This is a genomic window from Amycolatopsis sp. NPDC058278, assembly GCF_042881395.1.
Lineage (GTDB): Bacteria > Actinomycetota > Actinomycetes > Mycobacteriales > Pseudonocardiaceae > Amycolatopsis.
In genome coordinates this window covers 13,564-37,986 of sequence record NZ_JBHVXZ010000098.1, presented here as the reverse complement: position 1 = coordinate 37,986, position 24,423 = coordinate 13,564, and the positions used below count along the sequence as shown (strand labels likewise).

31 protein-coding genes are annotated in these 24,423 nt (G+C 74.2%); 20 read left to right on the top strand and 11 right to left on the bottom strand.

Translation table 11 applies throughout. From position 1 onward, the window contains the following. On the bottom strand, positions 1-716 hold a 716-nt coding region (locus tag ACFVYA_RS36770), incomplete at its 3' end, for a class I SAM-dependent methyltransferase (RefSeq protein WP_387051656.1). 169 nt (positions 717-885) lie between these two features. On the opposite strand from ACFVYA_RS36770, the gene ACFVYA_RS36765 reads away from it, so the two are divergent. From ACFVYA_RS36765 to ligD (ACFVYA_RS36745), 5 genes are read left to right on the top strand one after another with little or no spacing between them, the layout of a single operon-like run. After that, entirely contained in the window at positions 886-1,074 is a 189-nt protein-coding gene (locus ACFVYA_RS36765; protein ID WP_285991260.1) for a hypothetical protein, read from the top strand. Continuing rightward, a complete protein-coding gene (locus ACFVYA_RS36760; RefSeq protein WP_285991261.1) occupies positions 1,074-1,250 on the top strand; it encodes a hypothetical protein in 177 nt (58 codons plus the stop codon). The genes ACFVYA_RS36765 and ACFVYA_RS36760 overlap by 1 nt, the downstream gene beginning before the upstream one ends. Positions 1,251-1,309: 59 nt before the next feature. Further along, complete coding sequence (locus ACFVYA_RS36755) at positions 1,310-1,864, top strand: hemerythrin domain-containing protein (protein WP_387051654.1); 555 nt, start codon at positions 1,310-1,312, stop codon at positions 1,862-1,864. Positions 1,865-1,866: 2 nt separating this feature from the next. Then, complete coding sequence (locus ACFVYA_RS36750; RefSeq protein ID WP_285991263.1) at positions 1,867-2,001, top strand: hypothetical protein; 135 nt, start codon at positions 1,867-1,869, stop codon at positions 1,999-2,001. Between the two features lie 17 nt (positions 2,002-2,018). Next, positions 2,019-3,596 (top strand): non-homologous end-joining DNA ligase, encoded by a 1,578-nt coding sequence (gene ligD, locus ACFVYA_RS36745; RefSeq protein ID WP_387051652.1) that lies wholly within the window; start codon positions 2,019-2,021, stop codon positions 3,594-3,596. A 3-nt stretch (positions 3,597-3,599) separates the two neighbouring features. Here the strand turns inward: ligD (ACFVYA_RS36745) and ACFVYA_RS36740 are convergent, their stop codons facing one another. Beyond that, positions 3,600-4,541 (bottom strand): PfkB family carbohydrate kinase, encoded by a 942-nt coding sequence (locus tag ACFVYA_RS36740; RefSeq protein WP_387051650.1) that lies wholly within the window; start codon positions 4,539-4,541, stop codon positions 3,600-3,602. 124 nt (positions 4,542-4,665) lie between these two features. Between ACFVYA_RS36740 and ACFVYA_RS36735 the strand changes: the two genes are divergently transcribed. From ACFVYA_RS36735 to ACFVYA_RS36725, 3 genes are all read left to right on the top strand, one after another. Continuing rightward, the gene (locus ACFVYA_RS36735) at positions 4,666-6,288 is read left to right on the top strand and encodes a RecQ family ATP-dependent DNA helicase (RefSeq protein ID WP_387051649.1); all 1,623 of its coding nucleotides are present in this window, start codon (positions 4,666-4,668) and stop codon (positions 6,286-6,288) included. A 142-nt stretch (positions 6,289-6,430) separates the two neighbouring features. Further along, positions 6,431-7,207, top strand: a complete 777-nt coding sequence (locus ACFVYA_RS36730; protein ID WP_387051647.1) for an ANTAR domain-containing protein — start codon at positions 6,431-6,433, stop codon at positions 7,205-7,207. Positions 7,208-7,309: 102 nt separating this feature from the next. Beyond that, entirely contained in the window at positions 7,310-7,705 is a 396-nt protein-coding gene (locus tag ACFVYA_RS36725) for an STAS domain-containing protein (protein ID WP_285991268.1), read from the top strand. 25 nt (positions 7,706-7,730) lie between these two features. Here ACFVYA_RS36725 and ACFVYA_RS36720 read toward each other — a convergent pair whose 3' ends face one another. Next, positions 7,731-9,191: a PP2C family protein-serine/threonine phosphatase gene (locus ACFVYA_RS36720; RefSeq protein WP_387051646.1), complete on the bottom strand. Its 1,461-nt coding sequence runs from the start codon at positions 9,189-9,191 to the stop codon at positions 7,731-7,733. A 4-nt stretch (positions 9,192-9,195) separates the two neighbouring features. Further along, positions 9,196-9,933, bottom strand: a complete 738-nt coding sequence (locus ACFVYA_RS36715) for an ANTAR domain-containing protein (RefSeq protein ID WP_387051644.1) — start codon at positions 9,931-9,933, stop codon at positions 9,196-9,198. Positions 9,934-10,015: 82 nt separating this feature from the next. Here ACFVYA_RS36715 and ACFVYA_RS36710 point away from each other — a divergent pair, with 82 nt between their 5' ends. The 4 genes from ACFVYA_RS36710 (at position 10,016) to ACFVYA_RS36695 (ending at position 13,427) form a co-directional block, all read left to right on the top strand. After that, positions 10,016-10,954: a glycoside hydrolase family 5 protein gene (locus tag ACFVYA_RS36710; protein WP_387051642.1), complete on the top strand. Its 939-nt coding sequence runs from the start codon at positions 10,016-10,018 to the stop codon at positions 10,952-10,954. Positions 10,955-11,059: 105 nt separating this feature from the next. Beyond that, the gene (locus ACFVYA_RS36705; RefSeq protein WP_387051640.1) at positions 11,060-11,803 is read left to right on the top strand and encodes an ANTAR domain-containing protein; all 744 of its coding nucleotides are present in this window, start codon (positions 11,060-11,062) and stop codon (positions 11,801-11,803) included. 9 nt (positions 11,804-11,812) lie between these two features. Beyond that, on the top strand, positions 11,813-12,733 hold the full coding sequence (gene ligD, locus ACFVYA_RS36700; protein WP_387051638.1) for a non-homologous end-joining DNA ligase: 921 nt from the start codon (positions 11,813-11,815) through the stop codon (positions 12,731-12,733). 274 nt (positions 12,734-13,007) lie between these two features. Next, entirely contained in the window at positions 13,008-13,427 is a 420-nt protein-coding gene (locus ACFVYA_RS36695; RefSeq protein ID WP_387051636.1) for a DUF6292 family protein, read from the top strand. Between the two features lie 49 nt (positions 13,428-13,476). On the opposite strand, the gene ACFVYA_RS36690 is transcribed toward ACFVYA_RS36695, so the two are convergent. After that, positions 13,477-14,361 (bottom strand): class I SAM-dependent methyltransferase, encoded by an 885-nt coding sequence (locus tag ACFVYA_RS36690; protein WP_387051635.1) that lies wholly within the window; start codon positions 14,359-14,361, stop codon positions 13,477-13,479. 11 nt (positions 14,362-14,372) lie between these two features. After that, on the bottom strand, positions 14,373-15,326 hold the full coding sequence (locus ACFVYA_RS36685) for an alpha/beta hydrolase (protein ID WP_387051634.1): 954 nt from the start codon (positions 15,324-15,326) through the stop codon (positions 14,373-14,375). 68 nt (positions 15,327-15,394) lie between these two features. Here ACFVYA_RS36685 and ACFVYA_RS36680 point away from each other — a divergent pair, with 68 nt between their 5' ends. Together ACFVYA_RS36680 and ACFVYA_RS36675 are read left to right on the top strand one after the other, a co-directional pair. Then, entirely contained in the window at positions 15,395-15,958 is a 564-nt protein-coding gene (locus tag ACFVYA_RS36680; RefSeq protein WP_387051632.1) for a TetR/AcrR family transcriptional regulator, read from the top strand. Between the two features lie 97 nt (positions 15,959-16,055). Continuing rightward, positions 16,056-16,397: a DoxX family protein gene (locus tag ACFVYA_RS36675; protein WP_387051631.1), complete on the top strand. Its 342-nt coding sequence runs from the start codon at positions 16,056-16,058 to the stop codon at positions 16,395-16,397. Here the strand turns inward: ACFVYA_RS36675 and ACFVYA_RS36670 are convergent. Further along, entirely contained in the window at positions 16,355-17,221 is an 867-nt protein-coding gene (locus ACFVYA_RS36670; protein ID WP_387051630.1) for an alpha/beta fold hydrolase, read from the bottom strand. The genes ACFVYA_RS36675 and ACFVYA_RS36670 overlap by 43 nt on opposite strands. Positions 17,222-17,326: 105 nt before the next feature. Between ACFVYA_RS36670 and ACFVYA_RS36665 the strand changes: the two genes are divergently transcribed. Continuing rightward, positions 17,327-17,476, top strand: coding sequence for a hypothetical protein (locus tag ACFVYA_RS36665; protein WP_387051628.1), 150 nt, complete (start codon positions 17,327-17,329; stop codon positions 17,474-17,476). 7 nt (positions 17,477-17,483) lie between these two features. Here the strand turns inward: ACFVYA_RS36665 and ACFVYA_RS36660 are convergent, their stop codons facing one another. Next, positions 17,484-18,506 (bottom strand): alpha/beta hydrolase, encoded by a 1,023-nt coding sequence (locus tag ACFVYA_RS36660; protein WP_387051626.1) that lies wholly within the window; start codon positions 18,504-18,506, stop codon positions 17,484-17,486. 134 nt (positions 18,507-18,640) lie between these two features. Here ACFVYA_RS36660 and ACFVYA_RS36655 point away from each other — a divergent pair, with 134 nt between their 5' ends. The 5 genes from ACFVYA_RS36655 to ACFVYA_RS36635 all read left to right on the top strand — a co-directional run bounded on the left by ACFVYA_RS36655 (position 18,641) and on the right by ACFVYA_RS36635 (position 22,282). Next, positions 18,641-19,321: a hypothetical protein gene (locus ACFVYA_RS36655; RefSeq protein WP_387051625.1), complete on the top strand. Its 681-nt coding sequence runs from the start codon at positions 18,641-18,643 to the stop codon at positions 19,319-19,321. Continuing rightward, positions 19,321-19,872, top strand: a complete 552-nt coding sequence (locus ACFVYA_RS36650; protein WP_387051624.1) for a DUF6529 family protein — start codon at positions 19,321-19,323, stop codon at positions 19,870-19,872. The genes ACFVYA_RS36655 and ACFVYA_RS36650 overlap by 1 nt, the downstream gene beginning before the upstream one ends. 17 nt (positions 19,873-19,889) lie before the next feature. Then, positions 19,890-20,321, top strand: coding sequence for a Rieske 2Fe-2S domain-containing protein (locus tag ACFVYA_RS36645; protein WP_387051623.1), 432 nt, complete (start codon positions 19,890-19,892; stop codon positions 20,319-20,321). 49 nt (positions 20,322-20,370) lie between these two features. Further along, on the top strand, positions 20,371-21,288 hold the full coding sequence (locus ACFVYA_RS36640) for a DUF3800 domain-containing protein (RefSeq protein ID WP_285991284.1): 918 nt from the start codon (positions 20,371-20,373) through the stop codon (positions 21,286-21,288). 100 nt (positions 21,289-21,388) lie between these two features. Further along, on the top strand, positions 21,389-22,282 hold the full coding sequence (locus ACFVYA_RS36635; RefSeq protein ID WP_387051621.1) for an NAD-dependent protein deacetylase: 894 nt from the start codon (positions 21,389-21,391) through the stop codon (positions 22,280-22,282). On the opposite strand, the gene ACFVYA_RS36630 is transcribed toward ACFVYA_RS36635, so the two are convergent. The 3 genes from ACFVYA_RS36630 to ACFVYA_RS36620 all read right to left on the bottom strand — a co-directional run bounded on the left by ACFVYA_RS36630 (position 22,245) and on the right by ACFVYA_RS36620 (position 24,416). Then, on the bottom strand, positions 22,245-22,820 hold the full coding sequence (locus ACFVYA_RS36630; RefSeq protein ID WP_387051619.1) for a TIGR03086 family metal-binding protein: 576 nt from the start codon (positions 22,818-22,820) through the stop codon (positions 22,245-22,247). The genes ACFVYA_RS36635 and ACFVYA_RS36630 overlap by 38 nt on opposite strands. A 158-nt stretch (positions 22,821-22,978) precedes the next feature. Then, positions 22,979-23,434, bottom strand: coding sequence for a group II truncated hemoglobin (locus ACFVYA_RS36625; RefSeq protein ID WP_285991287.1), 456 nt, complete (start codon positions 23,432-23,434; stop codon positions 22,979-22,981). Between the two features lie 40 nt (positions 23,435-23,474). After that, on the bottom strand, positions 23,475-24,416 hold the full coding sequence (locus ACFVYA_RS36620; RefSeq protein WP_387051617.1) for an NAD(P)/FAD-dependent oxidoreductase: 942 nt from the start codon (positions 24,414-24,416) through the stop codon (positions 23,475-23,477). Between the last annotated feature and the right edge of the window lie 7 nt (positions 24,417-24,423).

Here is a 24,423-nt window from a genome sequence, read left to right as displayed (position 1 = left end):
CGTCGAGCGCGAGGCCGGGCGCCTGGCCGCCGACGCGGTGATCGTCTCCGACACCGGCATGTGGTCCGCCGACACCCCCACGGTGTGCACCGGGATGCGGGGCCTCGCCGAGTGCGAGATCCGGCTGTACGGACCCGACCAGGACATCCACTCCGGCTCCTTCGGCGGCGCGGTGCCCAACCCGGCGACCGCCGCAGCGAACCGCGTCCCGCGCGCCGCACCGGGCCGAGGTAGGCGCGCACCAGCTCCGCGATCGCGGGGTGCACGGTCTCGTGCGTCGACGCGTGCACGTGGGCGCAGACCCCGTCCGGCACCAGCATTCCGCGCACCGCGGCGGCGACGCGGGGCCGGTCGAACCAGTGGAACGACTGCGCGAACGTGACCACCCGGAACGAGCCCAGGCCCGCGGGCAGTTCCTCCGCGCGCCGGTGCACCCACCGGCAGTTCCCGATTCCGGCGTCCGCCGCCAGCCGGGCCGCCTCGGCGAGCATGTCCCCGTCGGCGTCGAGCCCGACCGCTTCCTCGAACGATCCGGCGAGCGGCAGCGCCAGCGACCCGGGTCCGCAGCCGACGTCGAGCAGCCGTCCCGATCCGTCCAGCCCGAGCTCGGTGGCGAAGGCCGTGGCGAGATCCGCGGGATACGCCACGCGGCCCCGCGCGTAGTACCGCGCGCTGCCCGAGTAGAGGGACGGGTCCCATTCCCACGCGCCGGTCACGTCGCCAGCGTAGATGCCCGGGTGCTGTGCGGAGGGGTGCCGGCCGGAAAGGCTCGCCGGGAGTTGAACCGCCACCACTCCACCCGGTTCGGTTGAGGGGTGTGAAACCCGGCGCGGCGGGGTACCCGGTCGCGTTCGTTTCGCCGCCGAATGAGCCGGAGGTCTTCCGATGCCCGTGCGCACCGCCGCCCCGCCCGCCACTGATGTCGTCGGCCTGGCGCTGGAAGTCCTTGCCGCGCAAGGACTCAGCCGTCCGGCCGCGCAGGCCGCACTCGTCTCGATGGCCCAGGAAAGAGGTGTGACCGTGGCGCGGTGCGCCGCGCTCGTCGTGGCCGCCGTCGACGGGCGGGTGGGCTGATGGCGTTCACCGCCCGCACCGGCCGCGATGACACCGCCTCGGTCGGCGGGGGCGTCCTGCTCGCCGTCGGGCTCGTCGTCGCCTTCTTCGGCGGGTGGTCCTGGTGGACCATCGCCGGCCTCGTCGTGGCCGTCGCCGGCGCGCTGTGGCTCACAGTCGCCCCTCGCGACGAGTAACCCGTCCGCGACGGGGAACGCCGCTTCCGACCGAGCATCGAGCGAGGAAGGGGCCGTTCATGGCCGAGCACGACGAGGACGTCATCGAGTTGCTGCAGCGCCAGCACCGGGAAATCCGCGAGCTGTTCACCGCGTTGGAGACCGCGGAGGACGACCGGCGGCGGGACCTGTTCCACGACCTCGTGCGGCTGCTCGCCGTGCACGAGACCGCCGAAGAACTGGTCGTGCACCCCGAGATCCGCGACCTCGAGCCCGCGGCGGAGCCCGTGGTCGACGCGCGGCTGGGCGAGGAGCACCGGGCCAAGGAACTGCTGACCACCCTGCAGAAGATGGGCCCGGAAGCCGACGGCTTCGACACCCTGCTCGTCCAGCTGCGCGAGGACGTGCTCGCGCACGCCGAGCACGAGGAGCGCGACGAGTTCCCGCTGCTGCGGGCGCACCGCCCGCCGGAGCGGCTGCGCGCGATGGCCGCGACCGTCAAGGTGGCCGAAGCGGCGGCGCCGACCCGGCCGCACCCCGGTGTCGAGAGCGCGAAGGCGAACCTGCTGCTGGGCCCGCCCGCGGCGATCATGGACCGGGCGCGCGACCTCATCCGTGGCGCGCTGGGAGGCTGAGCATGACCGAACCCGACGACGACGTCACCGATCCGGAGGAATTCGCCGAGGAAGCCGGCATCGACCCGACCCCGCAGGAGGTCGCTGAATACGAGGAGCTGGCGAAGAAGAACCCGCCCTGGTCGTCGCCGGACTGAGTGGGTACTCCCCGGGCATGGCAGCAGACCCGGCCCGCAAACTGCGGCGCTACCAGGAGATGCGCGACTTCGACCGGACCGCGGAGCCGGCCGGCGGGGCCGCCGGTGCGGACGGCCACCGGTTCGTGGTGCAGCGGCACCGCGCGCGCCGGCTGCACTACGACTTCCGCCTCGAACTCGGCGGCGTGCTGGTCAGCTGGGCGGTGCCGAAGGGCCCGACGCTGGACCCGAAGGCCCGCCGGCTGGCCGTGCACGTCGAGGATCACCCGATCGAGTACGCCGGGTTCGAGGGCGTCATCCCGCGCGGCGAGTACGGCGGCGGGGACGTCATCGTCTGGGACCGTGGCGTCTGGCGGCCGGTCGAACCCGACCCGGCCCACGCGATCGAGGCCGGGACGCTGCACTTCGACCTCGAAGGCGAGAAGCTGGCCGGGCGGTTCGTCCTCGTCCGCACCAGCCGGGGCGAGAAGGACCAGTGGTTCCTCCTGCACAAGCAGGACGAGCACGCGCAGGTCGGCTGGGACGCCGAAGACCACCCGCGCTCGGTGAAGAGCGGCCGCACCAACGACGAGGTCGCGGCCGCTCCCGACGCCCTGTGGCACGGCGACCGCCCGGCCGCCGAGGCGGAGGAGCCGGTCGGTGGCTGGCAGGGCCCGACCGAGGACGAGCTGGGCGCCCTCGACGCGCTGGGTGCCAAGGGCCGGTGGTCGGTGGCGGGCCGCGAGCTGGCCCTGACCAACCTGGACAAGGTGCTCTTCGCGGCGGCCGGTGGCGGAAAGCCGGTGACCAAGCGGGATCTCATCCGGTACTACGTCACCGTCGGGCCGGCGATGCTGCCGTACCTGGCCGGCCGTCCGCTCAACACCCAGCGGTTCCCGCAGGGCGTCACCGAGCCGGGCTTCTGGCAGAAGGAGGTCCCGCGGCACGCGCCCGGCTGGCTGACCACCTGGCGCAACGAGCGCGCCGAGCCGGGGGAGAGCCAGCGGTACGTCGTCGCGGACAGCGTCGCGACGCTGGCCTGGCTGGCGAACTACGGCGCACTGGAGCTGCACGCCTGGACCTCCCGCGCCGCCGACGTCGACCACCCGACGTGGGTGCTGTTCGACATCGACCCCGGCCCGGAGACGACGTTCGAGGAGGTCCTGGAGCTGGCGCGGCTGCACCGGACCGCGCTCGAGCACCTGGGCCTCACCGGGCGGCCCAAGGTGACCGGGCAGCGCGGCATCCAGGTGTGGGTGCCGATCACCCCGCACTGCACCTTCGAGCAGACCCGCACCTGGGCGGAAACGGTGTCCCGGACGATCGGGCGCGTGCTGCCCGACCTGGTCAGCTGGGCCTGGACGAAGGACAAGCGCCGCGGCCGCGCCCGGCTCGACTACACGCAGAACGTGCTGAACAAGACGCTCGTCGCGCCCTACAGCGTCCGTCCGCGGCCCGGCGCGCCGGTTTCGGTGCCGCTGGAGTGGGACGAGCTGGACGATCCGCGGCTCGCGCCCGACCGGTGGACGGTCCGGGACGTCCCGGACCGCCTGGCCCGCCGCGGCGACCCGTTCTCGGTGCTGCTGGGTCTCGAACAGAAGCTGCCGGGACTGTAGGGCTCAGGCCTGGACGGTTTCCAGCTCCCGCGGCTGCAGCCGGTCGAGTTCCGCGCGGGACAGGTGCGGGCGCCCGCCCGCGTGCCCGGTCGTCGCCGCGGCGGCCGCGACGGCCAGGCTCGCCGCGGTTTCCAGCGGGCGGCGGCGGGTCAGCGCCGCGGTCAGGGTGGCGACCAGCGCGTCACCGGCGCCGGTGGGGTCGACGACGTCGGTCTCGACGTCCGGCACGAACCAGGTGCCCTCCGGCCCGGCGAACAGGTTGCCCTGGCCCGAGACTTCGAGCACGACCAGGGACGGCCCCCGCCGCCGGAGGTCCGCGGCGGCGCGCGCGGCCGCGGCGACGTCGTCCACCGGCTGGCCGGTGAGGAGCTCGGCTTCGTGACCGTCGGCGCGCACGACGTCGGCGAGGGCGAGCAGATCGGACGTCAGCGCGTCGTCCTGCGGTGCGCCGTCGAGCACGACCCGGGTGCCCGCCGTGTGCGCCAGCCGGGCCGCCAGCAGGGCCACCGGCGCGGGCTGCTGCAGCTGCACGATGAGGGAGGCGGCGGCCGAGATGGGGGCGGACGCGGCGAAGACGTCGTTCTCGGTGAGCAGCGTCCCCTCCGGGACGTGCTCGAGGTAGCGGCGCCGGCCGTGGTCCTCGACGACGTCGACGAGCAGGGCCGTCTCGGTGCCCGCCCGGCGGATCACGTGCGAGGTGCCGATCCGGTCGGCCCTGGCCTGGGCGAGCAGCGCGTCCCCGGTGCGGTCGCGGCCGACGACGCCGACCAGCGACACCGACATCCCGAGCTGGCTCAGCGCCACGGCCTGGTTCGCGCCCTTGCCGCCGAGCAGCTCCTGCCGGTGCTTCACGGGTGCCGAAGCGTCCGCGCCGGGCGCGTCCGGGACCTCGATCACCAGGTCGCGGGCGATCTGCCCGGCGACGACGACTTCGCTGAACATCATCGGGACCACCGGTGGGTCATGGCGCCTCCTCGGATCACCGATCGGCTACCCCGGACGCGCCGCCGGGTAAACCGCTCGTTCGGGTCGGTGGTTGCCGGGCGCCATCCGGGGTAGCCCTGCCGCCATGAACGACGGGAAGGTGGCCGAGCTGCGCCGGCTGGCCGCGGACCGCTTCGGCTGGGCCGAGCTGTCCGCCGAGCAGGCCGAGGCGATGAGCGCGGCGAGCGACGGGCGGGACGTGCTGGTGGTGCTGCCGACCGGAGCCGGCAAATCGGCGATCTACCAGGTGCCGGCGCTGGTGCTGCCCGGGCCGACGGTGGTCGTGTCCCCGCTGCTGGCGCTGCAGCGGGACCAGATCGAGGGCTTGGACGCCGCGGCCGTGCCGGACGCCGTGGCCCTCGACTCGCGGCAGTCGGCGGGCGAGCGGGACCGCGTGTGGGAGGCGATCCGGGGTGGCACGGCGGAGTACGTCTTCCTGTCGCCGGAGCAGCTGGCGAAGGACGAGGTCGTCGCCGGGCTGGCCGAGGCGGCGGTGTCGCTGTTCGCCGTCGACGAGGCCCACTGCGTTTCGGCGTGGGGCCACGACTTCCGGCCCGACTACCTGCGCCTGGCCCCGGTGATCGAGCGGCTCGGGCGGCCACCGGTGATCGCCCTCACCGCCACCGCGGCCGCGCCGGTCCGGGACGACATCGTCGCGGCACTGGGCCTGCGGGACCCGGTGCGGGTGATCGCGAGCTTCGACCGGCCGAACCTGCACCTCGCGGTCGCGCGGTTCACCGACGACGCCGCGAAGCGCGCGGCGGTGGTGGACCGCGTCGCGGCCATGCCCGGCAGCGGCTTGCTCTACACCGCGAGCCGCCGGGAGACCGAGGACTACGCCGAGGCCCTCTGCGGCCGCGGCGTTCGTGCCTTCGCTTACCACGCCGGGATGAAGACCGCCGACCGCGACGCGGTGCACGAGCGGTTCGCCGCGGGGGAGACCGACGTCGTGGTGGCGACCTCGGCGTTCGGCATGGGCATCGACCGACCCGACGTGCGGTTCGTGGTGCACGCGTCCGTCCCGGACTCGGTCGACACGTACTACCAGCAGATCGGCCGGGCCGGCCGGGACGGCGAACCGGCGGAGGTGCTGCTCTGCTACCGGCCGGAAGACCTGGCGCGGCAACGGTTCCTCACCCGGTCCGCGCCGCCGGAGGCGGAGCTCCGGGCGGTCGTCGAAGCGCTGCGGGCGGGACCGCTGGGCCGCCGGCAGCTCGCCGAGGCCGTCCCCGGCCCGTCCGCGCGGCGGACCCGCGCCCTCGGCCTGCTCGAACGCTGCGGCGACGTGGTCACCGGTCCGGACGGCCGGTGCGCGCTCACCGACGGCCGTGCGGACACCGGTGCCGTCATCGGGCGGGCGCTCGAAGCGGCGGAGCGGGCGGCCGAGCTCGTCCGCTCGCGGGTGGAGATGATGCGCGCCTACGCGGAGACCACCGGCTGCCGCCGCCGGTACCTGCTCGGGTACTTCGGCGAGGAGCTCACGACACCGTGCGGCCACTGTGACATTTGTGAAGCCGGTGCCGCGGCCGAGGACCGGCCACCCGCAGGGGAGTTCCGCGCCGAGGACGTGGTCCGGCACGCCGAGTGGGGCCGCGGCGTCGTGATGACCGCCGAGGAGGACAAGCTCACCGTCCTCTTCGACGACGTCGGCTACCGGACGCTGTCGCTGCCGGTGGTGCGGGCACAGGAGCTGCTGGACCGCTGCTGAGCGCAGCCGGGTGATCCGGTTCCCCCGGACGGCCCTGCCGCTTCGCCTTTCCGCGTGGCCGGTCCCACAAACTCCGGCTGCGTCGGAGGCGGACGGTCCCGGCTTGCGGTAAATCAAAGGAACCAAGACCGGTGGAGGTTCGGTGACCGAGACACTCATGAACGCGGCGGATCGCTGGAGACCGCTGTCCGAATTGCTGCAGGCGCTGCTCGAGCGCATCGCCGGGGAGGTGCCCGGCTGCCTCGGCGCGGGCCTGACCGTCAGCCGCGGCGACCGGCCGCTGCGGGTGCTGGCCACCGCGGGGGCCGGCGAACAGGTGCTGCCCGCCCAGCTGGCGCACGGCGGCCCGGTCCCCGTCGCGCACGCCACCGGAGAGGCGGTCACCACGGACCGCCTCTTCGGCGACGAGCGCTGGCCGGCGCTGACCCGCGAGACCGTCTTCGACGGCGGCCCGGCGGTCGCGGCGATCCGCGGCTCCGTCGCGCTGCCCGGGTTCTGGGACGAAGACGGGGCCTTCGTGCTGTCGGTCACGCTCGACCGGCGACCGGACGAGGAGACCTTGGCCGTCCTGCGGCGCTACGCGAAACTCACCGAGATGACGCTGGTGGTCGCCGAGACCGCCACCGCGGGCGACCCCGACCAGATGCTGGACCTGCTGGCGTCCCGCGCCGCCATCGAGCAGGCGAAGGGCGCGATCATGGCGGTCCGGCGGTGCCCGCCGGAGGAGGCCTGGCAGACGCTGCGCCGCGCCAGCCAGGAGTTCAACGTCAAGGTCCGCGAGCTGGCCGTCGCCCTCGTCGAGCACCTCGGGGGCCGGCTGCCCGCCCCGCCCGCGGGCATCCGCGAGATCCGGCCCGGTGCTCCGGCCCGCGAGGCCGCGGAACGGCTCTGGTCGGCCTTCACGAGCGTCTCCCCGTGAAGGAGCGCGTTTCCGGACCGGACGTTTGGGTATCAAGACCCCGTCCTTGATCACGTCACTGCGTCGCCGGCCCCGCGCCGGCGCGGAAGGCCAATCGAACCCGTGTCCCCCACCTTTCCGGTCCCCGCCCGGTCCGCGCCCCTCACCGCGCGCCGGACGGAGTACCGCCCCGGTTTCCTGGTGCTCACCCTCGCCGGCGAAATCGACGCGCTGACCCTGCCGATCCTCGAGCGCGAGCTGGGATCGGCTCCACCGGGGACGACGGTGGTGGACCTCACGCAGGTGGCCTTCGTCGGCCTGGCCGGCGCGCGAGCACTGGCCGCGGCGGCCGAGCGAGCCGGCGCGGCGGGCCGGCGCTTCGGGGTGGTGGCGACCGGCCGGACCCTGGCGCGCCTGTTCCGGATCACCGGGCTGGCCGCGGCCGTGCCGATGTTCGCGTCGTTGTCGGACGCGCTGCGGGAGCTGCTGGCGGCCGAGGTGCACGAGCCCGCCTGCTGAGCGACCCGAGGCGAGCCGAGCGGGCTCAGCGGGCGATCGGCGAGCCCGTGCCGAGCCCGAGCTCGCCCGCCGGCGACGCCCGGCGCGACCTCCAGCGGGCGACCAGCACCCCCGCGTCCTGCCGGAACTCACCGCCGCCGTGGGTGAAGACGGCGCGGGTGAGCCGGCGGGCGATCTCCGGGGGCAGTTCGCCGGCGTCCCGGCCGAGGTGCCCGGCGATCCGGGCGAGGCCGAACGGCTGCCCGGCGCCGTCGGTCGTTTCGGCGACGCCGCGGGAGCACAACGCGAGCAGGTCACCCGGTTCGAGCCGGAGTTCCGTGACCGGTGGCGGCCCGCCGGCCGAGGAGAAGCGCGGGACGGCCGGCCCGGTGAGCGGGAGCGCCTCGCCGCGGCGGACGACCAGGGGCACCGGGTGCCCGGCGCCGAGCAGGCGCAGGACACCGGTGACCAGGTCGAGCTCGGCGAGCACGCCGTTCACGGCCGGCGCGTGCTCATGGCTTTCGAGCTCGGCGGCGACCGCGGCGTACTGCTCGCCGAGGGAGGCGCCGCCGTGGCGGGCGGCGCGGTGGGCGGCGAGGGCGGACACGACGGCGGTGTTCGCGCTGCCGGTGCGCGCACCGGCGTCGAACATCGCCAGCTGCGCCCGTTCCTCCGAGAGGGCGTAGTCGAACACGGTGCCGCACAGGTCGTACACCGGCTGGACGCTCACGCCCACGACGATGCTGTCGGTGGCGCCGGTGAGCGGCGGCAGGCTCTGCCACAGCAGCTCGGCGGGGGAGCCGCGGCGACGGTGGCGGCGACGGCGGTCCAGTCCGTCGCCGTACTGGGTCGTGATCGTGACGAGGTGCCCGAGCAGCGCGGCCAGCCACCGGCACTGCTCCCGCAGCGCCGGGTCGTCCGGGTCGGCGTCGCCGGTCGGGACGATTTCGAGGACCCCGAGCCGTTCGACGCCGTCGAGCAGCACGGTCCACAAGGTACCGTCGCGGGTCAGGGTCCCGGCCCGGCGGTAGACGTCCCCGCCGACGGTGGTGTCGATGTCGAGTTCCGCGTCGCCCGGCCGCAGCGGCACGAGCGTGCGCTGGTCGTAGTCGGCGAGGTAGACGCCGATCTTCAGGTCGAGCGCGCGGCCCGCCTCGGCGACCGCCGCCGGGAGCCGCTCGGGCGGTGCGCGGTGCGCGCCTTCGAGCAGGTCGACGAGCGCTTTCAGAGGACCGTGCAACGGCTTCGCGTCCTGGGGCGAGTGGCTGTAGGGCGCGCGGGCCGGCCCGGTCACTTCGTCGAGCCGTTCGTTGACGGCGTGGGCGACCATGTCGCGGTCGACGCGGGGCAACGTGACCAGCCCGTTGAGGTAGGCGTCCAGTTCGAGCAGGCTCAGGCTGCCGCCGAGCGCGAAGTACCGCATCCACAGCTGTTCCAGCGTCAGGTCGCTCCGGGCGAAGCACGCGGCGATCAGCCGCCGCTGTTCTTCCTCGGGCAGGAAACGCATGCGCTCACCCTTCCCGCGGCGCCGGGCCGACCAGGCGGGCGGCCGCTTCGGCCGGGCTGGTGCCGTGGGCTCGGGCCAGCGAGAGCAGGCGGTCGAACGCCGCGTCCTCGCCGAGCCCGTCCCGGCCCATGAGGAAGCCCTTCGCCATGGCGACGAGGTCCCGGTCGCGCAGGGTGTCCTTGAACCGGTCGCTGAACCGGCCGGCGCGTTCGTGGGCGCGGGCGTTGGCGACGAGGACCGCGGCGCGGTCGGCGAAGGTCACCAGCGCCCGCTCGTCGACGGGGCCGAAGGCACCGGGAGCCGTCGCGTAGATCTTGATGGCGCCGTGGCAGCCGTCTTCGGTGACCATCGGAGCGGTGAGGACCGACCGCAGCCCCGAGCCGGCGACCGCGGCGCACCACCGGGTCCAGCGCCGTTCCGTCGTGACGTCGTCGATCCGCTGGGGCGAACACCCGGCGAGTGCGGCCATGCAGGGTCCTTCGCCCAGCTCGTACTGCAGGGCGTCGGCCTCGCGCACCAGCGGGCCCGACGCGCTCGCCGTGACGAAGCCGCCGTCGGCGTCGACGACGGTGACCCCGACGCCCGCCGCGGCGGGGATCGTCGTCCCGGCCAGCGAAATGATCAGCTCCAGCACCGACTCCACGGTGTCCCGCGACAGCAGCAGCCCGGACATCCGGGCGGCGACCGCGGCCAGCTCACCGTCCAGCGGCAGCTCGCCCGGCGAAGCCTGTTCCGACGACATGGCCGCTGATTACCAATCCGGCGTCCCTCGTAAACCCGTCCGGAGGATCCGGCGCACCGGCTATCTTGGCCCGGGAGGCACCGTGAACCAGTGGCTTGGGCGGGGGATCAACTTCGGCAACGCGCTCGACGCGCTGGGCGACGGCCCGGAGCTGCCGCTCGACGCGCGCTACTTCGACGAGGTGGCCGAGGCCGGCTTCGCCACCGTCCGCCTGCCGGTCCGGTGGTCGGCGCACGCCGGGGCCGCGCCGCCGTACGCCGTCGACCCGGCGTTTTTCCGGCGCGTCGACGCGGGCGTGGGCGCGGCGCTCGACCGCGGTCTGCGGGTGGTGGTGAACGTCCACCACTACCACGAGCTCTGTGCCGCGCCGGACGAGCAGCTGCCACGCTTCCTCGCGCTCTGGCGGCAGATCGCGGCCCGCTACGCCGGCCATCCGGGGCGGCTCTGTTTCGAACTGCTCAACGAACCCCGCGGTGAGCTCACGGCGGCCCGGTGGAACGCGGTGCTGGCGGAGGCCCTCGCCGTCGTCCGGGCGGCCGACCCCGGGCGCACCGTGATCATCGGGCCCGCCGGGATGAACGGCCTCGAGGCGCTCCCCGCGCTCGCCGTGCCCGACGACGGCAACCTCATCGCCACGATCCACTACTACGCGCCGTTCGAGTTCACCCACCAAGGCGCCGGCTGGGTCCCCGGGGCCGGCCGCTGGCTCGGCCGCACCTGGGGCGGCACCGCCGACGAGGCCGCCGTGCGCGCGGACCTGGCCGAGGTCGCGGCCTGGGGGCGCGAGCAGCGGCTTCCCGTGTTCATCGGGGAGTTCGGCGCCTTCTCGGCGGCCGGCATGGTTTCCCGGGCGCGGTGGACGGCGTTCGTCCGGGCCGAAGCCGAGCGCCTCGGCATGAGCTGGGCCTACTGGGAGTTCGGCACGGACTTCGGTGCCTTCGACCTGGAGCGCGCCGCTTGGCGCGAGCCGTTGCGGCGGGCGCTCCTCGGTGACCGGGAGGCCGACGGCATCGCGCGGTGACCCGGGCGGCCGCCGCCCGGCCCGGACCACGTCGCACCGGCGGACATGGAACGACGGTGGAGTGGGTACCCGAGGCCCCTTCGCGCCCGAGCGGGAGGAGCAGACATGCAACGGGACCCCACCGCACCCGCCTCGCCCCTGTTCGACGAGGTCACCGGGGCGCTGGAAGCCCTCACCGCCGTGCTGGGGGAGGAGGACGACTTCCGGATCCTGCTCGAGCACGTCTGCCGGCAGGTGCGCCACGCCGTCCCCGGCGTCGACGAGGCCTCGGTCACCTTGGTGACCGGCGAGGTGCCGCACACGGCGACCGCCACGAGCGCGGTGGTGGACGGTCTCGACGGCGAGCAGTACCGGATCGGCGACGGCCCCTGCCTGGAGGCGATCCGCGGCGGCAAGATCGTCCGCACGACGGTGTCCGACGCGGTCGAGCGCTGGCCCGGCTTCGCCGGCGGGGCCCGGGAGGCGGGCTTCGGGAGCTTCCTCGCCGCGCCCCTGGTGGCCGACGAGCGGTTCTCCGGCGCGGTCAACTGCTACGGACGGCAGGACGACGGCTTCGAGGAGGTCGAAGCCCAGCTGCTGGAGCTCTACACCGCCGCGGTGGCGGCGATCCTGCGCGTGTACCACCGGTACCTGACGGCGCGGGAGACCGCAGAGCACCTCCGGACGGCGCTGACCTCCCGCGCGGTCATCGACCAGGCCAAGGGCATGCTGATGGCGATCCGCCAGGTCGGCGCCGACGACGCCTTCGCCCTCCTGGTGCAGCAGTCGCAGCGGGAGAACGTCAAGCTGCGCGAGGTCGCGGAGCGGTTCGTCGCGCGGGTGGTCTCCGGGCACGTCCTGCCGCGGTAGCGTGGGGCCGTGGCGGGGAGCAGGATCACGGTGCGGGTCGGCGAGCGGCAGCTGACGCTCTCGAACCTCGAGAAGGTGCTCTACCCGCGGCCCGGCTTCACCAAGGGCGAGGTGCTCGACTACTACACGCGGATCGCGCCGGTGCTGCTGCCGCACGTCCGCGACCGGGCGATGACGTTCGTGCGGTTCCCCGAAGGCGTCACCGGCACCTCGTTCTTCGAGAAGGACGTCTCCCGGCACGCGCCGGACTGGGTCCGCACCGCGCGCCTGACCGTCGGCGGGCGCGGCAAGGACCCCGAGATCATCGCGTACCCGCTGATCAACGACCTGCCCGAGCTCGTGTGGGCGGCCAACCTCGCCGCCCTCGAACTGCACGTCCACCAGTGGACCGTCGGGCCCGGCGACGAGCGCCGCACCCCGGACCGGCTGGTGTTCGACCTCGACCCGGGGCCCGGCGCGACGGTCGTCGACTGCTGCCGGGTCGCCGAACGGCTCCACGACGTCCTCGTCGCGGACGGGCTCACCCCGGTGGCGAAGACCAGCGGCTCCAAGGGCATGCAGCTGTACGCGGGCGTCGTGACGACGGACGGCGGTGAGCCGTCGCGGTACGCCAAGGCAGTGGCCGAGCGGCTCGCCGCCGAGACGCCGGACCTCGTCGTGGCGCGGATGACGAAGAACCTGCGCCCGGGCAAGGTCTTCATCGACTGGAGCCAGAACAACCCGGTCAAGACCACGGTGGCGCCGTATTCGCTGCGCGGGCGCGACGAGCCGACGGTGTCGGCTCCGGTCACGTGGGACGAGGTCCGCGCCTGCCGGCACGTCACGCACCTGAGGTTCACCGCGGGCGACGTCCTGGCGCGCGTCGAAGACTTCGGAGATCTGTTCGCCGATCTGGAACGCACCCGCGTCCCGATTCCTGCGTTCGGCTGAACTTCGGCAACCACCATTCGCGCCGGGGGTGCGGGGGAATTCCGGAGAATTGCGGGAAAACGTCTTCACCTGCGGATTTGATCGTCCACAGTGGAGCTCTGCATGTGCAGACGGGCGTGTCGCTGCACGGACCGCAAGTGCGTATGTCCGGCGGTGGGCCGAAGTCCGCGAAGTCGGTACGGTCTACGCACGAACCGCGGCAGCCGTCGCGGTGGCGAAAGACAATGATGTGGCGGCCGTTGCCGGTCTTGTCGAACGTGGCGAAAGGAAACGGGTGTCCGGCCTGATCGACACCGATCTCGAATTCTGGTTCCAGCGTGGGCTGCGCGCGTATCTCGGCGAGGTGGCGCGCGCGCTCGGCTTCGGCCTGGAATCCTGCACCGTGGACCTCGACGTCCCGGTGTCGGCGTACCTGGCGGTGGACTGGCGGCTGCGCCGGTTCCCCGAGCGCGACGTGGCGCTGCTCTGGGACGAGGTGCACGGCTGGGCGGCCGCCGTCGAGGCGGCGTGCGGCGAGGAGATGATCGTGCTGTCCTACCTCGGCGGCGCGGACATCCTGCCGCCGCCGCGCGAGGTCGTGCGCTTCCTGGCCGCGCTGCGGGCGGGCGCCCGCGAACCGGACGGGCCGGGCTCACCCGTGCTGCGCCGCGCCGGCCGCCACCAGGAGCTGCTGCCGCTGTTGCCGGCCCGCTGAATCTCCACAGTGGACGGTGCCGTGCCGGTTCCCCGGCACGGCACCGCGCTCACCGCGGGCCGGCGAAGCTCACCAGGCTGATCGACGGGCGCAGGTCACGCAGGCCGGGCAGGTTCGCCAGCTTCCGCAGGGTGCCCGGCCGCCAGGCCCCGCGGCCGGGCGGCGGCTGCACGTCTTCGACGGCGGCCACACCGGGAATCCGGCCGGCCAGGCGCGCCGCTTCGGAGACGGTCAGGCCGAACGGCATGGGCGGGACGGTGTAGCGGGCCGAGAGGCGCAAGCCGGAATTGCCGGTGCCGGCCGGTGGGGTGGAAGACGGGGGGCGCCCCCGCCGCCCGCCCTTCAGCGTCCGCCTGCTGATCCACGGCGGGATCGAGTCGAAGAACAGCTGCCCGCCGGGGAACCGTGCGGCGCAGTCGGCGATCAAGGCGAACACCTCGTCGCGGTCGAGGTACATGAACAGCCCTTCGGCCGAGATGAACACGCCCCGGGCCGGATCGGGGACGTCCAGCCACTCGCGGTCCAGGGCCGAGGCCGCGATCGAGGTCACCCGCGGCTCCGGCGGGAGCAGACGCCGGCGCAGGTCGATCACCGGCGGCAGGTCCACCGAAAGCCAGTCGACGGCGGGCCGCCCCAGGCGCCAGTAGGTGGTCTGCAGGCCCTCGCCGAGGGCGACCACCGTGGCGTGGGGATGCCGGTCCAGGTAGGCGCGGATCGCGAAGTCCAGGGCGACCGCGCGCAGCGGGTGGATCTGGTCCGGCTTGCCGAAGCGCGCGTAGTCGTAGGCGACGCGGCGATGGAGGCGTTCGGCCAGCGGGTCGGCGAAGGCCGAGCCGGGGTGCCGCGACTCCTCGGCGCGGTTGCGCAGCGTCCACAGGCAGGTGGCCGCCACTCCGCCGAGGGCCGCGCCGTCGATCGGGTCCGCTTCGTTCATCGGCGCCGGGTTCATGCTCGGCCCGCCGCGAACGAGGTCCGGAGGAAGCCGAGGATCTCCGCCGCCGCGGTCTCGGCCTGCGGGACCAGGCCCGGCATGCTGAGGAAGGCGTGCCCGGCGCCGGCGTACTCGGACAGCCGGACCGCAGTGCCCCCCGCCTCGAGGCGGCCGGCGTAGCGGCGGCCGTGATCGGCCACCGGGTCGTGCGTCGGCACCACCACGAGCGCCGGGGCCAGTCCGCCCAGGTCGCCGGCGTGCAGCGGGGAAACCGCGCGGGCGTCGGTGCCCGGTGGGACGGCGAGCCGCTGGAACAGCCGCAGCACCGGCAAGGTCAGGGTCGGCGTGTGGGCGTACTCGGTGACCGACGGGTGGTCGAACATCGCTCCGGTCGCGTCGACCGCCGGGTTGACCAGCACCTGGGCCCGCAGGGGCAGCCCCGTTTCCCGGGCCCGGATCGCGGCCAGTGCGCTGATCAACCCGCCGCAGCTTTCGCCGAAGACGGCGACCCGGGCCGGGTCGATGTCCCACGCTCCGGCGTCCCGCACCAGGTGCCGGAGCGCGTCCCAGCCGTCGTCGACCGCGTCCGGGAGCGGGTGGTCCGGGGCGACGAGCCGGTGTTCGACCGAGACGACGACCGCGGGCAGCCGGGCGGCGAGGTGGCTGTTCACCCAGTCGCTCTGCACCGCCGTGCCGACGAACCCGCCGCCGTGGACGTGGACCACGAGCGGGAGTGCGCCGCCGGCCCGCGCGGCCGGCCGGTACACCCGGACCGGCAGCTCGCGGCCGGGCAGCGCCAGTTGCCGCCACTCGATCACGGCGTCCGGGTCCGGTTCCCCGGTGATGGCCCGCGCGGCGGCGGACGCCCGGAAGCGGTTCTCCGCCTCGCGGTAGGCGAGCAGTTCTTCGGTGGTCATCGCGGGCCAGTCCGGCTCCGGCGGCCGGAGCACGGTCGGTTCTGCGGACACGATCACTCCCTAGTTTCGAAACCTGAGGTATCGAAACCTACGGTAGCGAAAACAGGTAGGCTCGCGCCATGGCTTCGTCCCCCTCCGCCCGGCCGCCGGGCCGGCCCCGCGCCGGCGTCCACGCCGCGGTGTTCGCCGCGACGCTGAGCACGGTCGACGAGCTCGGCTACGCGAAGGCCACCGTCGAGCGCATCGCCGCGGCGGCCGGCGTCGCGAAGACGACGATCTACCGGCGCTGGCCGTCGAAGGGTGAGCTGATCGTGGACTGCCTCCTGGACGCGTTCGGCCCGGCGCCGCTGGCCGGGGGGAGCCGGGTGGAAACCTTGACCGCGGTCATCCGCTGGGCGGCGGCGAAGATCGGCGAACCCGGGGTGGGCGACGCGTTCGCCGGCGTGTTCAGCGACGCCGTCAGCGATCCGGCGCTGCGCGTGGTCCTGTCCTCGCGGCTGCAGGATCCGTACCGGCTCGCGCTCCAGGACGCCCTCGGCGAACCGGAGAGCCGGGTGCTGTTCTTCGTCGACGTCGTGGTCGGCGCGCTGCTGCACCGGATGGGCATGACCGGCGAGCCGATGGTCGACGCCGACGTCACGGCGCTGGCCGAGATGGTGGTGGCGCACTTCCGGCAGGCGTGACGGGCGTCACGCGCGGGGCTGTCACATCGGCCCGGACCGCGGAGTCGTGGGGGGTGACGGACCCCGACCGCGGGGCCGCGAACCCCGGGGAGTTCCGATGAACACCGCTCACCTGATCGTCACCGTCGCCGCCGCGGCCTGGGTCGGCTTCTCGGCCGTCTCGATGTTCACCCGCGCCAAGTGGGTCGTCGAGCCGATCACCGAGTACGGCGTGCCCCGCTCGTGGTGGAACCTGCTCGGCACGGCCAAGGCGGCCGGCGCGGCTGGGCTGCTCGCCGGACTCTTCTGGCCGCCGATCGGCATCGCGGCGGCGATCGGCCTGGTGCTGTACTTCAGCGGCGCGCTGGTCACCGTGGCCAAGGCACGGGCGTACACGCACCTGGCGTTCCCGGTGCTCTACCTCGCGCCGGTGGTCGCTTCGCTGGCTCTGCTGCCCTGATCGGCGAGCCAGGTGAGCGCGTCGGCGGCGTGGCGCAGCACGGACAGGTGGCCCTCGCCGGGCACGGGCCGGTACTCGGCGTGCGGGCACCGCCCGGCGAGCCACGCGCTGTGCGTGGCGGGGATCATCCGGTCCCGCTCACCGTGCACGAGGAGGACGGGCGCGGTGATCCGCGCGGGGTCGCCGCCCCACGGCGTGACGTAGGCGAGATCGTCGTCGATCAGCCCGCCGGGCCCGTCGGCCAGCGCCTCGCGGACGACCTCGTCCAGCCACGACCACGACCCGCTGAGCACGGCCAGGTCGGCCTCGGTGAAGACCTCCGGATCGAACTCGGCGGCGGCTTCGTGCTTCTCCTTGACGGCCCGTCCTTCAGTGGCGGCCCGGAGCGAGCCGGCACTCGCGGCGGCCATGCCCCCGAACCAGTCGAGCCCGCCGGCATCGAACGGCGCGACGGCGGCCAGGCTCGCCACGGCGAGGACCCGATCCGGCAGCAGGGCGGCACAGGCGAGGGCGTGCGAGCTGCCGCCGGAGTGCCCCATCAGGGCGAACTCGCCGATCCCGAGGGCATCGGCGACGGCGGCGACGCACTCGGCCGCGTTCCCGACGGTCCGCCCGGGCACCGGAGTCGAGGTGCGGTAGCCCGGCCGGTCGAAGGACACGAACCGGACCCCGAGTTCCGCGGCCAGGGGCAGCAGCGGCCCGGGCGGCGCCCCGGTGTTGGGGGTCCCGTGGTGCCAGAACACGGTGCGCCGGGCGGGGCCGCCGGTGTCGTAGACGTGCAGGGTGCGTCCGCCGGGGAGGACCAGATCGGTCTCGGTGACCATGGGCCGAGCCTAGCGACGGCGGTAACGAAAACCCGGCGCCGGCCGTCGGAAGACCGATGAGAACGGCGAGAAGCCCGGATTCCACTCCGGTACGACGCCAACCCGTTGCCGGCCGGCCACCACCCGGCGAACTTCGACCGCCTCGGGCGGTACCTGCGCCGGCAGGGCAAGTCCGCGCCGGACGAGGTGGCGGTGCACCCCCGGCACCTGGCTCGGCGCGACCAGGTCGCCGGGGAATGCGCCGCGGGCAGCTGAACCCGCGTCAGCGGGCCAGCCGCGGCGCCAGCCAGGCCAGCGAAAGCGGGTACCGGTAGTCGATCCCGCCGTGGCCGGCGTCGAACAGCTCGAAGTGGACGCGGTCGTCCGGCAGGCCCACCGCGGCCACCTCCGCCCGGAACGCCTCCGCGCCGAGGTCGAGGAAGTACTCGTCGCTCGTGCCCGCGTCGATCCACACCGCGCGCAGCGAGCGGACCGCCTCCGCGTGGCCCGCCACCATCCGGACCGGGTCCCAGTCCAGCCAGCGCTGCCACTGCTCCGGCCGCAGCGCGCCGGTCAGCGGGTCGAACGGCAGCTCCGGCGTCCCGTCTTCGCGCGCCGAGAAGCACGCCGAAACGCCGAGCACCGTCAGCAGGATCGCGTCTTCGGGCTTGGTGAACGCCGGGCGGCTCCGGAAGTCCGCCCACCACGCCTGGATGTCCTGTTCGTAAGCGCGCAGCGCGCGGACCGCCTTCCCGAAGTCGGGGACGTAGCTCAGCTCGTACAGCGAGTCGCCCGCGTGCGTCGCCAGCGCGCCGAACAGGTCAGGCCGCACCATCGGCGTGATCATCGCGCCGAACCCGCCCGACGACTTGCCCGCGATCGCACGCGACTCGCGGTCGGGGAGGGTCCGGTAGTGCTCGTCGACCCACGGCACGATCTCGTCGCACAGGTAGGAGTGGTAGCGGCCGGTACCCGGCGAATCGACGAACTGCGAGCCGCCGTAAGCGGTCCACGCGTCGACGTACACCACGACGCAGCCCGGCGCGCCGCCCGCGAAGACCGCGTCGGCCGTCTCCACGAACGGCTGCCGGAACGGCGTCCGGTTGGCCCACATCGCCAGGTGACCGGTGTAGCCCTGGATGACGTACACCGCCGGGTACCGCTCGTCACCGTCGTCGTAGCCGGGCGGGACGTACACCCACAGCGGCCGCTCGTGCGGGTCGCCGAGCGGATTCCCGCGCAGCAGCTCGGAAGTCACGGTGTGCCGGTCGAGCCGGCCGGCGAGTTCGCCGTCCCAGGGGAGCATGCGGCCAGTCAACCACGGCCCACCCGGTTGCACGGGCTAAGCAATACCTCTTTCCGGCGCGTAGCGTTGAGCCGTTTCCGGCCCGAAGTCCGTGTTGCGGACACGGTGGTGGACCGGGAGAAGCGGGGAAGACCATGAAACATCCGGGGCCGTTGTTCACGCTGCTCGCCGGGGCGCTGCTCGCCGGTGGGATCGGCGTCGCCGATCTGGCGGCCGGGACCGGCGCGCCGCCGGTCGCCGGGGCCGCGAGCGCGGTGAGCGCCGCGAGTACCACGACGACCGCGCCGCCCGCGACGACATCGAAGCCGTCGGAGCCGCCGAAGCCCGCTCCGCCCGCGCGGGCGGACTACGCCGGGAAGGTGACCGGTGGCGGCGCCTCGATCGCGGTGTCGGCGCGTGACGGCCACGCCATCGCCTACCTTTGCGACGGCAAGAAGCTCGAAGCCTGGCTCCAGGGCGTGACCGCCGGTGGGGAGCTGGACCTCAAGGGCGCCCCGGACGCGAGCCTGACGGGCCGGTTCGACGCCACTTCGGTCACCGGCACCGTGACCGTGGCGAGCAAGACGTACCGGTTCACCGTGCCGACGGCGAAGAAGCCCGCGGGCCTCTACCGGGCGGCGCCGAAGGTCAAGGGCAAGGCGGCGAAGGTCGGCTGGATCGTGCAGCCCGACGGCAGCCAGGTCGGCATCCTGACGACGGAGGAGGGCCCGACGGCCGCCCCGGCGCTCGATCCGGCCGCGGACACCGCGACCGTCGACGGCGCCCCGGTGACCGCCGAGGCGATCAGCGGGCTGACCGGGAACGGTGACTTCTGATGGCCGCCCCGGCAGCGGGTCACCGCGCCGCGGTCGCGCTCGTGGTGCCGCTGGTGGCCGGCGCCGTCGTCTCGGTGGCGCTCGGTGCCTACGGCAGCCTGCACACACCGACCGGTGTCGCGGTGAACGTCGCGGGCTTCTCCGGCCCGCAGGCGGTGAAGGCGTGGCTCGCCACGGTCGTCGTCGTGCTCGCCCTCGTCCAGCTCGGCTCGGCACTGGCGATGTACGGCAAGTTCGGCGGCGACGCGCCCGCGTGGGTTGCCCCGGTGCACCGGTGGTCGGGGCGGCTGGCCTTCCTCGTGTCGATCCCGGTGGCGATGCACTGCCTCTACGCACTCGGGTTCCAGTCGTTCGACACCCGCGTCCTCCTGCACTCCCTGCTCGGCTGCTTCTTCTACGGTGTGTTCGTCGCGAAGATGCTCCTGCTGCGCGAGGACGGCGCACCCGCGTGGTCGCTCCCGCTGGTGGGCGGCCTGGCCTTCACCGCCCTCGTCGGGCTCTGGCTGAGCGCGTCGCTGTGGTTCTTCACCCGGTCCGGCTTGACCTTCTAGCAGGCGGAGGACGAAAAGTGCGCGACGACGAGACGGACCCGGTGCTGGCGCGCCGGACGGCACTCGCGGTCTTCGGTGCCGGGCTGGCGGCCGGCTGCAGCACCTACGGCAGCGGTTCGGGTGGGACGTCGGCGGCCCCGCCGCCCGCGGGTCCCGGCACGGAACTCGGCGCGTCCGGCGACGTGCCGGTCGGCGGCGGCAAGGTGTTCCCGGACAAGGGGGTGGTGGTGACGCAGCCGGCGGCGGGGACCTTCACGGCCTTCTCGGCGATCTGCACCCACCAGGGCTGCACGGTCGACGCCGTCGCCGACGGCACCATCAACTGCCCGTGCCACGGCAGCAAGTTCTCGATCGCCGACGGTGCGGTGGCGAACGGCCCGGCGTCGAAGCCCTTGGAGAAGAAGCCGGTCACGGTCGCGGACGGCAAGATCACGCTGTCCCCGGCGTAGGCCTTCGTGACGGTCGCCGCGGCCGCGGCGGTCTGGCATCATCGGGCCGGTGCGCCCGGTCGAGATCGCCTGCGACGAGTCGGGCTCCGAGGGCGAGAACCTCCTCGGCGGCGAGACGGACGTCTTCGCCCACGCCGGCGTGCGGCTGACGCCGGCCGAGGCGGCCGCCTGCATCCGGGAGATCCGTGCCCGCATCGGCTCGCCCGCGGAGGAGTACAAGGCGAACCACCTGCTCCGCGCCAAGCACCGCGCGGTGCTCGAGTGGCTGCTCGCCCCGGACGGCCCGCTCGCCGGCCGCGGGCACGTCCACCTGACCGACAAGGCGTTCTTCGCCGTGCGGGCCGCGGTCGGCCTGCTGGCCGAGGACGGCACGGACGCGATGGCCCGCACCCTCCACCGCACGGGCCCGGCGGCCTTCGGCGCCGCCCGCTGGCAGTTCGCCTTGACCGCGTTCACCAGCGTGCTGCGGCTGAAGCCCCGGCGCGGCGTGACGACGTCGCCGCGGGAGTTCTTCGCGCTGGTGGACGAACTCGCCGCCGTCCCGGGTGAAGCAGGCGAGATCGTCGGCCTGTTCCGCGGTGGCGGCGAGCGGGTGGCCGCCTACCGGGCCCGGCTGGCGAGCGACCCGAGCTTGGTGCCGGTGCTGGATCCGCTGGTGCCCGCGGTGATCCACACGGTCCGGCACTGGAGCACCGGCGACACCCCGGTCGCGGTGATCCACGACGAGCAGCTGGCCCTCACCGCCGAGCGCGTGCTGCAGCTCAAGGCCACCCTCGGCCCCCGCTTGGCGGACGTGCGCTTCGTCGACTCCCGCTCCGACGCCCGGGTCCAGATCGCCGACTTCCTGGCCGGAGTCGCCCGCCGCATCGCCTCCGACCAGCTGAACGGCCGCGGGGATCCCCGGTTGACCACGCTGCTGAAGTCCTTTACGGACGCGGACTCGGTCTGGGACGGGCCGGTCGGCTGAGTGTCGCGCCCGTGCCGCCCGATTGCGGCGCACGGCGGCCGGGTCCGCACGCCGATCACCGGTTCGTGAAGATCCCGCCCGCTCCCCGTACGCTGGCCTGGTGCGGACCCGGCCCACCCTCTCCTGGACGTCGGCGGACGCGCCGCTGCCGCGGACGTCCAGCCTCGACGAGCTGATCGGCGTCGTCGCGCGTGGGCGCGTCGCCGTGCTCAGCGGGGCCGGGCTGTCCACCGAATCCGGGATCCCCGACTACCGCGGGGAAAGCGGCAGCCTGCGCCGGCACACGCCGATGACCTACGACGAGTTCGTGACCAGCCCCGAAGGGCGGCAGCGGTACTGGGCGCGCAGCCACCTCGGCTGGCGCACGATCGCCCGCGCCGACCCCAACGACGGCCACCGCGCCGTCACCACCCTGCGCGACGGCGGCTACGTCTCCGGCGTCATCACCCAGAACGTCGACGGCCTGCACCAGGCGGCCGGCACCGTCGACGCCGTCGAGCTGCACGGCAGCCTGGACCGCGTCGTCTGCCTGGACTGCCGCCGCACCAGCCCGCGCGCGGAGCTCGACCGGCGGCTGCGGGCCGCCAACCCCGGCTTCACCGGCGCGGCCACCCGGATCAACCCCGACGGCGACGTCGAGCTGCCCGCCGACGTCGTGCGCGGCTTCCGGACGGTCCCGTGCGCGGCCTGCGCGGGTGTCCTCAAACCGGACGTCGTGTTCTTCGGCGAGAACGTTCCGCGGCCGCGGGTCGAGCAGTGTTACCGGCTGGTCGACGATTCCGAGACCCTGCTGGTCCTCGGCTCGTCCCTGACCGTGATGTCCGGGCTCCGGTTCGTCCGCCACGCGGCGAACGCCGGCAAGCCGGTCGTGATCGTCAACCGCGGCGAGACCCGCGGTGACCGCTACGCCTCGGTGCGGGTCGACCGGCCGCTCGGGCCCGCGCTGACCGAGCTGGTCAGCCGGCTGGGCGAGGATCGCGGCCGAACCGGGTGAGCAGCCGGTCCTGGCGGGACGCGCCGGGCGCCGCGGGCGGCGGCCCGGCGAAGAACCGCGGTCCCAGGGCCAGGCCTTCGAAAATGGCGTCGTAGTCCTCGTCGATCCACGCGACCAGGCCCGGGTCGAGGGTCTCGTCGGCGCCGAGGGCGCGGGCGAGGTCCCAGGTGTGCACGGTGCTGTCCGTCGTGCGCACGGCCAGCGCCCGCCGTCCGGTGAGCTTGCCCAGGGGGTAGTCGACGACCCGGTCCAGCGCGCTTTCCTCGGCGAACGCGGCCGCGCAGGCGTGGACCGAGCCGGTGAACGCGGCGACGGGATCGCCGCCGAGCGCGTCGGCGTCCCGCAGCGCCAGGAACTCTTCCCGGGTCGCTCCGCGCAGGAGACCGACGTAGTTGAGGTTGCCGCGGGTCATGTGGTTGACCAGCGCCCGCACGTCCCATTCGGTGCACGGCGTCGGCGCGTCCCAGCCGTCCGGCGGCACGGTCCGGAGGTGGTGCTCGAAACCCCGGGAGGCGAGGAGGAAGCGGTCGAGGAGCATGCCACAGTCTGGCCCGGCCCGCCGCGACGGCGCTCGCGGAGATCGGACGTCGTGGGCGAACCGGTCCGGGCGGGTGGGGGGAACCCGTCCGGACCGGCTCTGGCGACGGACCTCCACAGCCTGTCGTCGCCTGCAAGACGCGGGGGCCGCCCCGGTCGTTACACCGGCTGCAGCCCGTTCCAGGACCAGCGCGGCACGGCGAGCCCGGCGGGTACCTCGCCGGGCGGGCCCGGGTAGGTCAGGACTTCGGCCACCGCCCACTCCATGTAGGACCGCAGGGCGGCGCGGAACTCCGGATCGGCGGGCAGGCCGGCGTCGTCGGCGGCCTGGACGAAGCAGGCCACGAACCGGCGCCCGAGGTCGCTCATGTCGCCGTTGCCGGCGTGCATCCGGAGCATCGCCGAGTGGTCGCTGCACTCCGCGGAGAACCGCGGCGGCCCGCCCATGACCTCGGCCCAGTACCAGGCCAGCCGGTCGACGTGCTGCGGGTGCTGCCCGGGGTGCGAGAACGGGTGGTTCAGCTCCGGGTCGGCCAGGCAGCGCTCGTGGTGGGCGGCGGCCAGCGCGCGGAACGCGGGTTCGCCGCCGGCGAATTCGTACAGCGTCGGACGCATCCGCCGAGCCTGGCACGCCGGGCCGCCGGAAGCCAGGACGTCAGCGCGCGCCGGCGGCCGCGCGTTCCGCGGCGGGGGAGAAGCCGCCGAGCGCGTCGACCGCCCGCCGGACGTCCTCGGTGACCAGGTCGTGGTTCAGCGCCGCGGCGGCGGCCGCGCCCTGGGCCGCGGCGACGATCACGGTCGCCCGCGCGTCGACGACGTTCCCGGCGGCCCACACGCCGGGCACGCTGGTCTTCCCGGACGGGTCGACCTCGCCTTCGGCGTAGCCGAGCTCGCGCAGCAGCTGGTCGTGCGGGACGGTCCGGCTGCGCAGGAACAGTGCCGTCCGCGGCACGAACCGGGCCCCGAGCTCGACGCCGGTGAGGCGGCCGCGTTCGCGCCGGACAGCGGTCACCACGCCGTCGACGACGCGGACGCCGCGCGCGTCGAGCCGTTCCCGGTCCTCTTCGGACACTTCCGTGGTGTGCGCGAAGTACACGACGTCCGGCGACCACTGGCGGACGAGCAGCGCGTGCTCGACGCTCTCGGGCTGGGTGCCCAGGACACCGAGGGGCTGGTCGCGCACTTCGTAGCCGTGGCAGTAGGGGCAGGTCACCGCGTCGGTGCCCCAGCTCTCCCGCAGGCCCGGGACATCCGGCAGGTCGTCGTGGATGCCGGTCGCGAACAGCACACGCCGCGCGGTCAGCTGCCGGCCGCCGGCCAGGCGGGCGGCGAAGCCGTGGTCGAGGCGGGTCACGCGGTCTTCGAAAAGCTCCACGCCGTAGCCGCGGAGTTCTTCGCGGCCGATCCGGAGCAGTTCGGACGGCGGCAGCCCGTCGCGGGAGAGGAAACCGTGCATGTGCTCCGCCGGCGCGTTGCGCGGGGCACCGGAGTCGACGACCGCGACGCGCCGCCGCGCCCGGCCGAGCATCAGGGCGGCGCTGAGTCCCGCGGCGCCGCCACCCACCACCAGTACGTCGAAGCTGTTGTTTTCACTCATGCCGCCA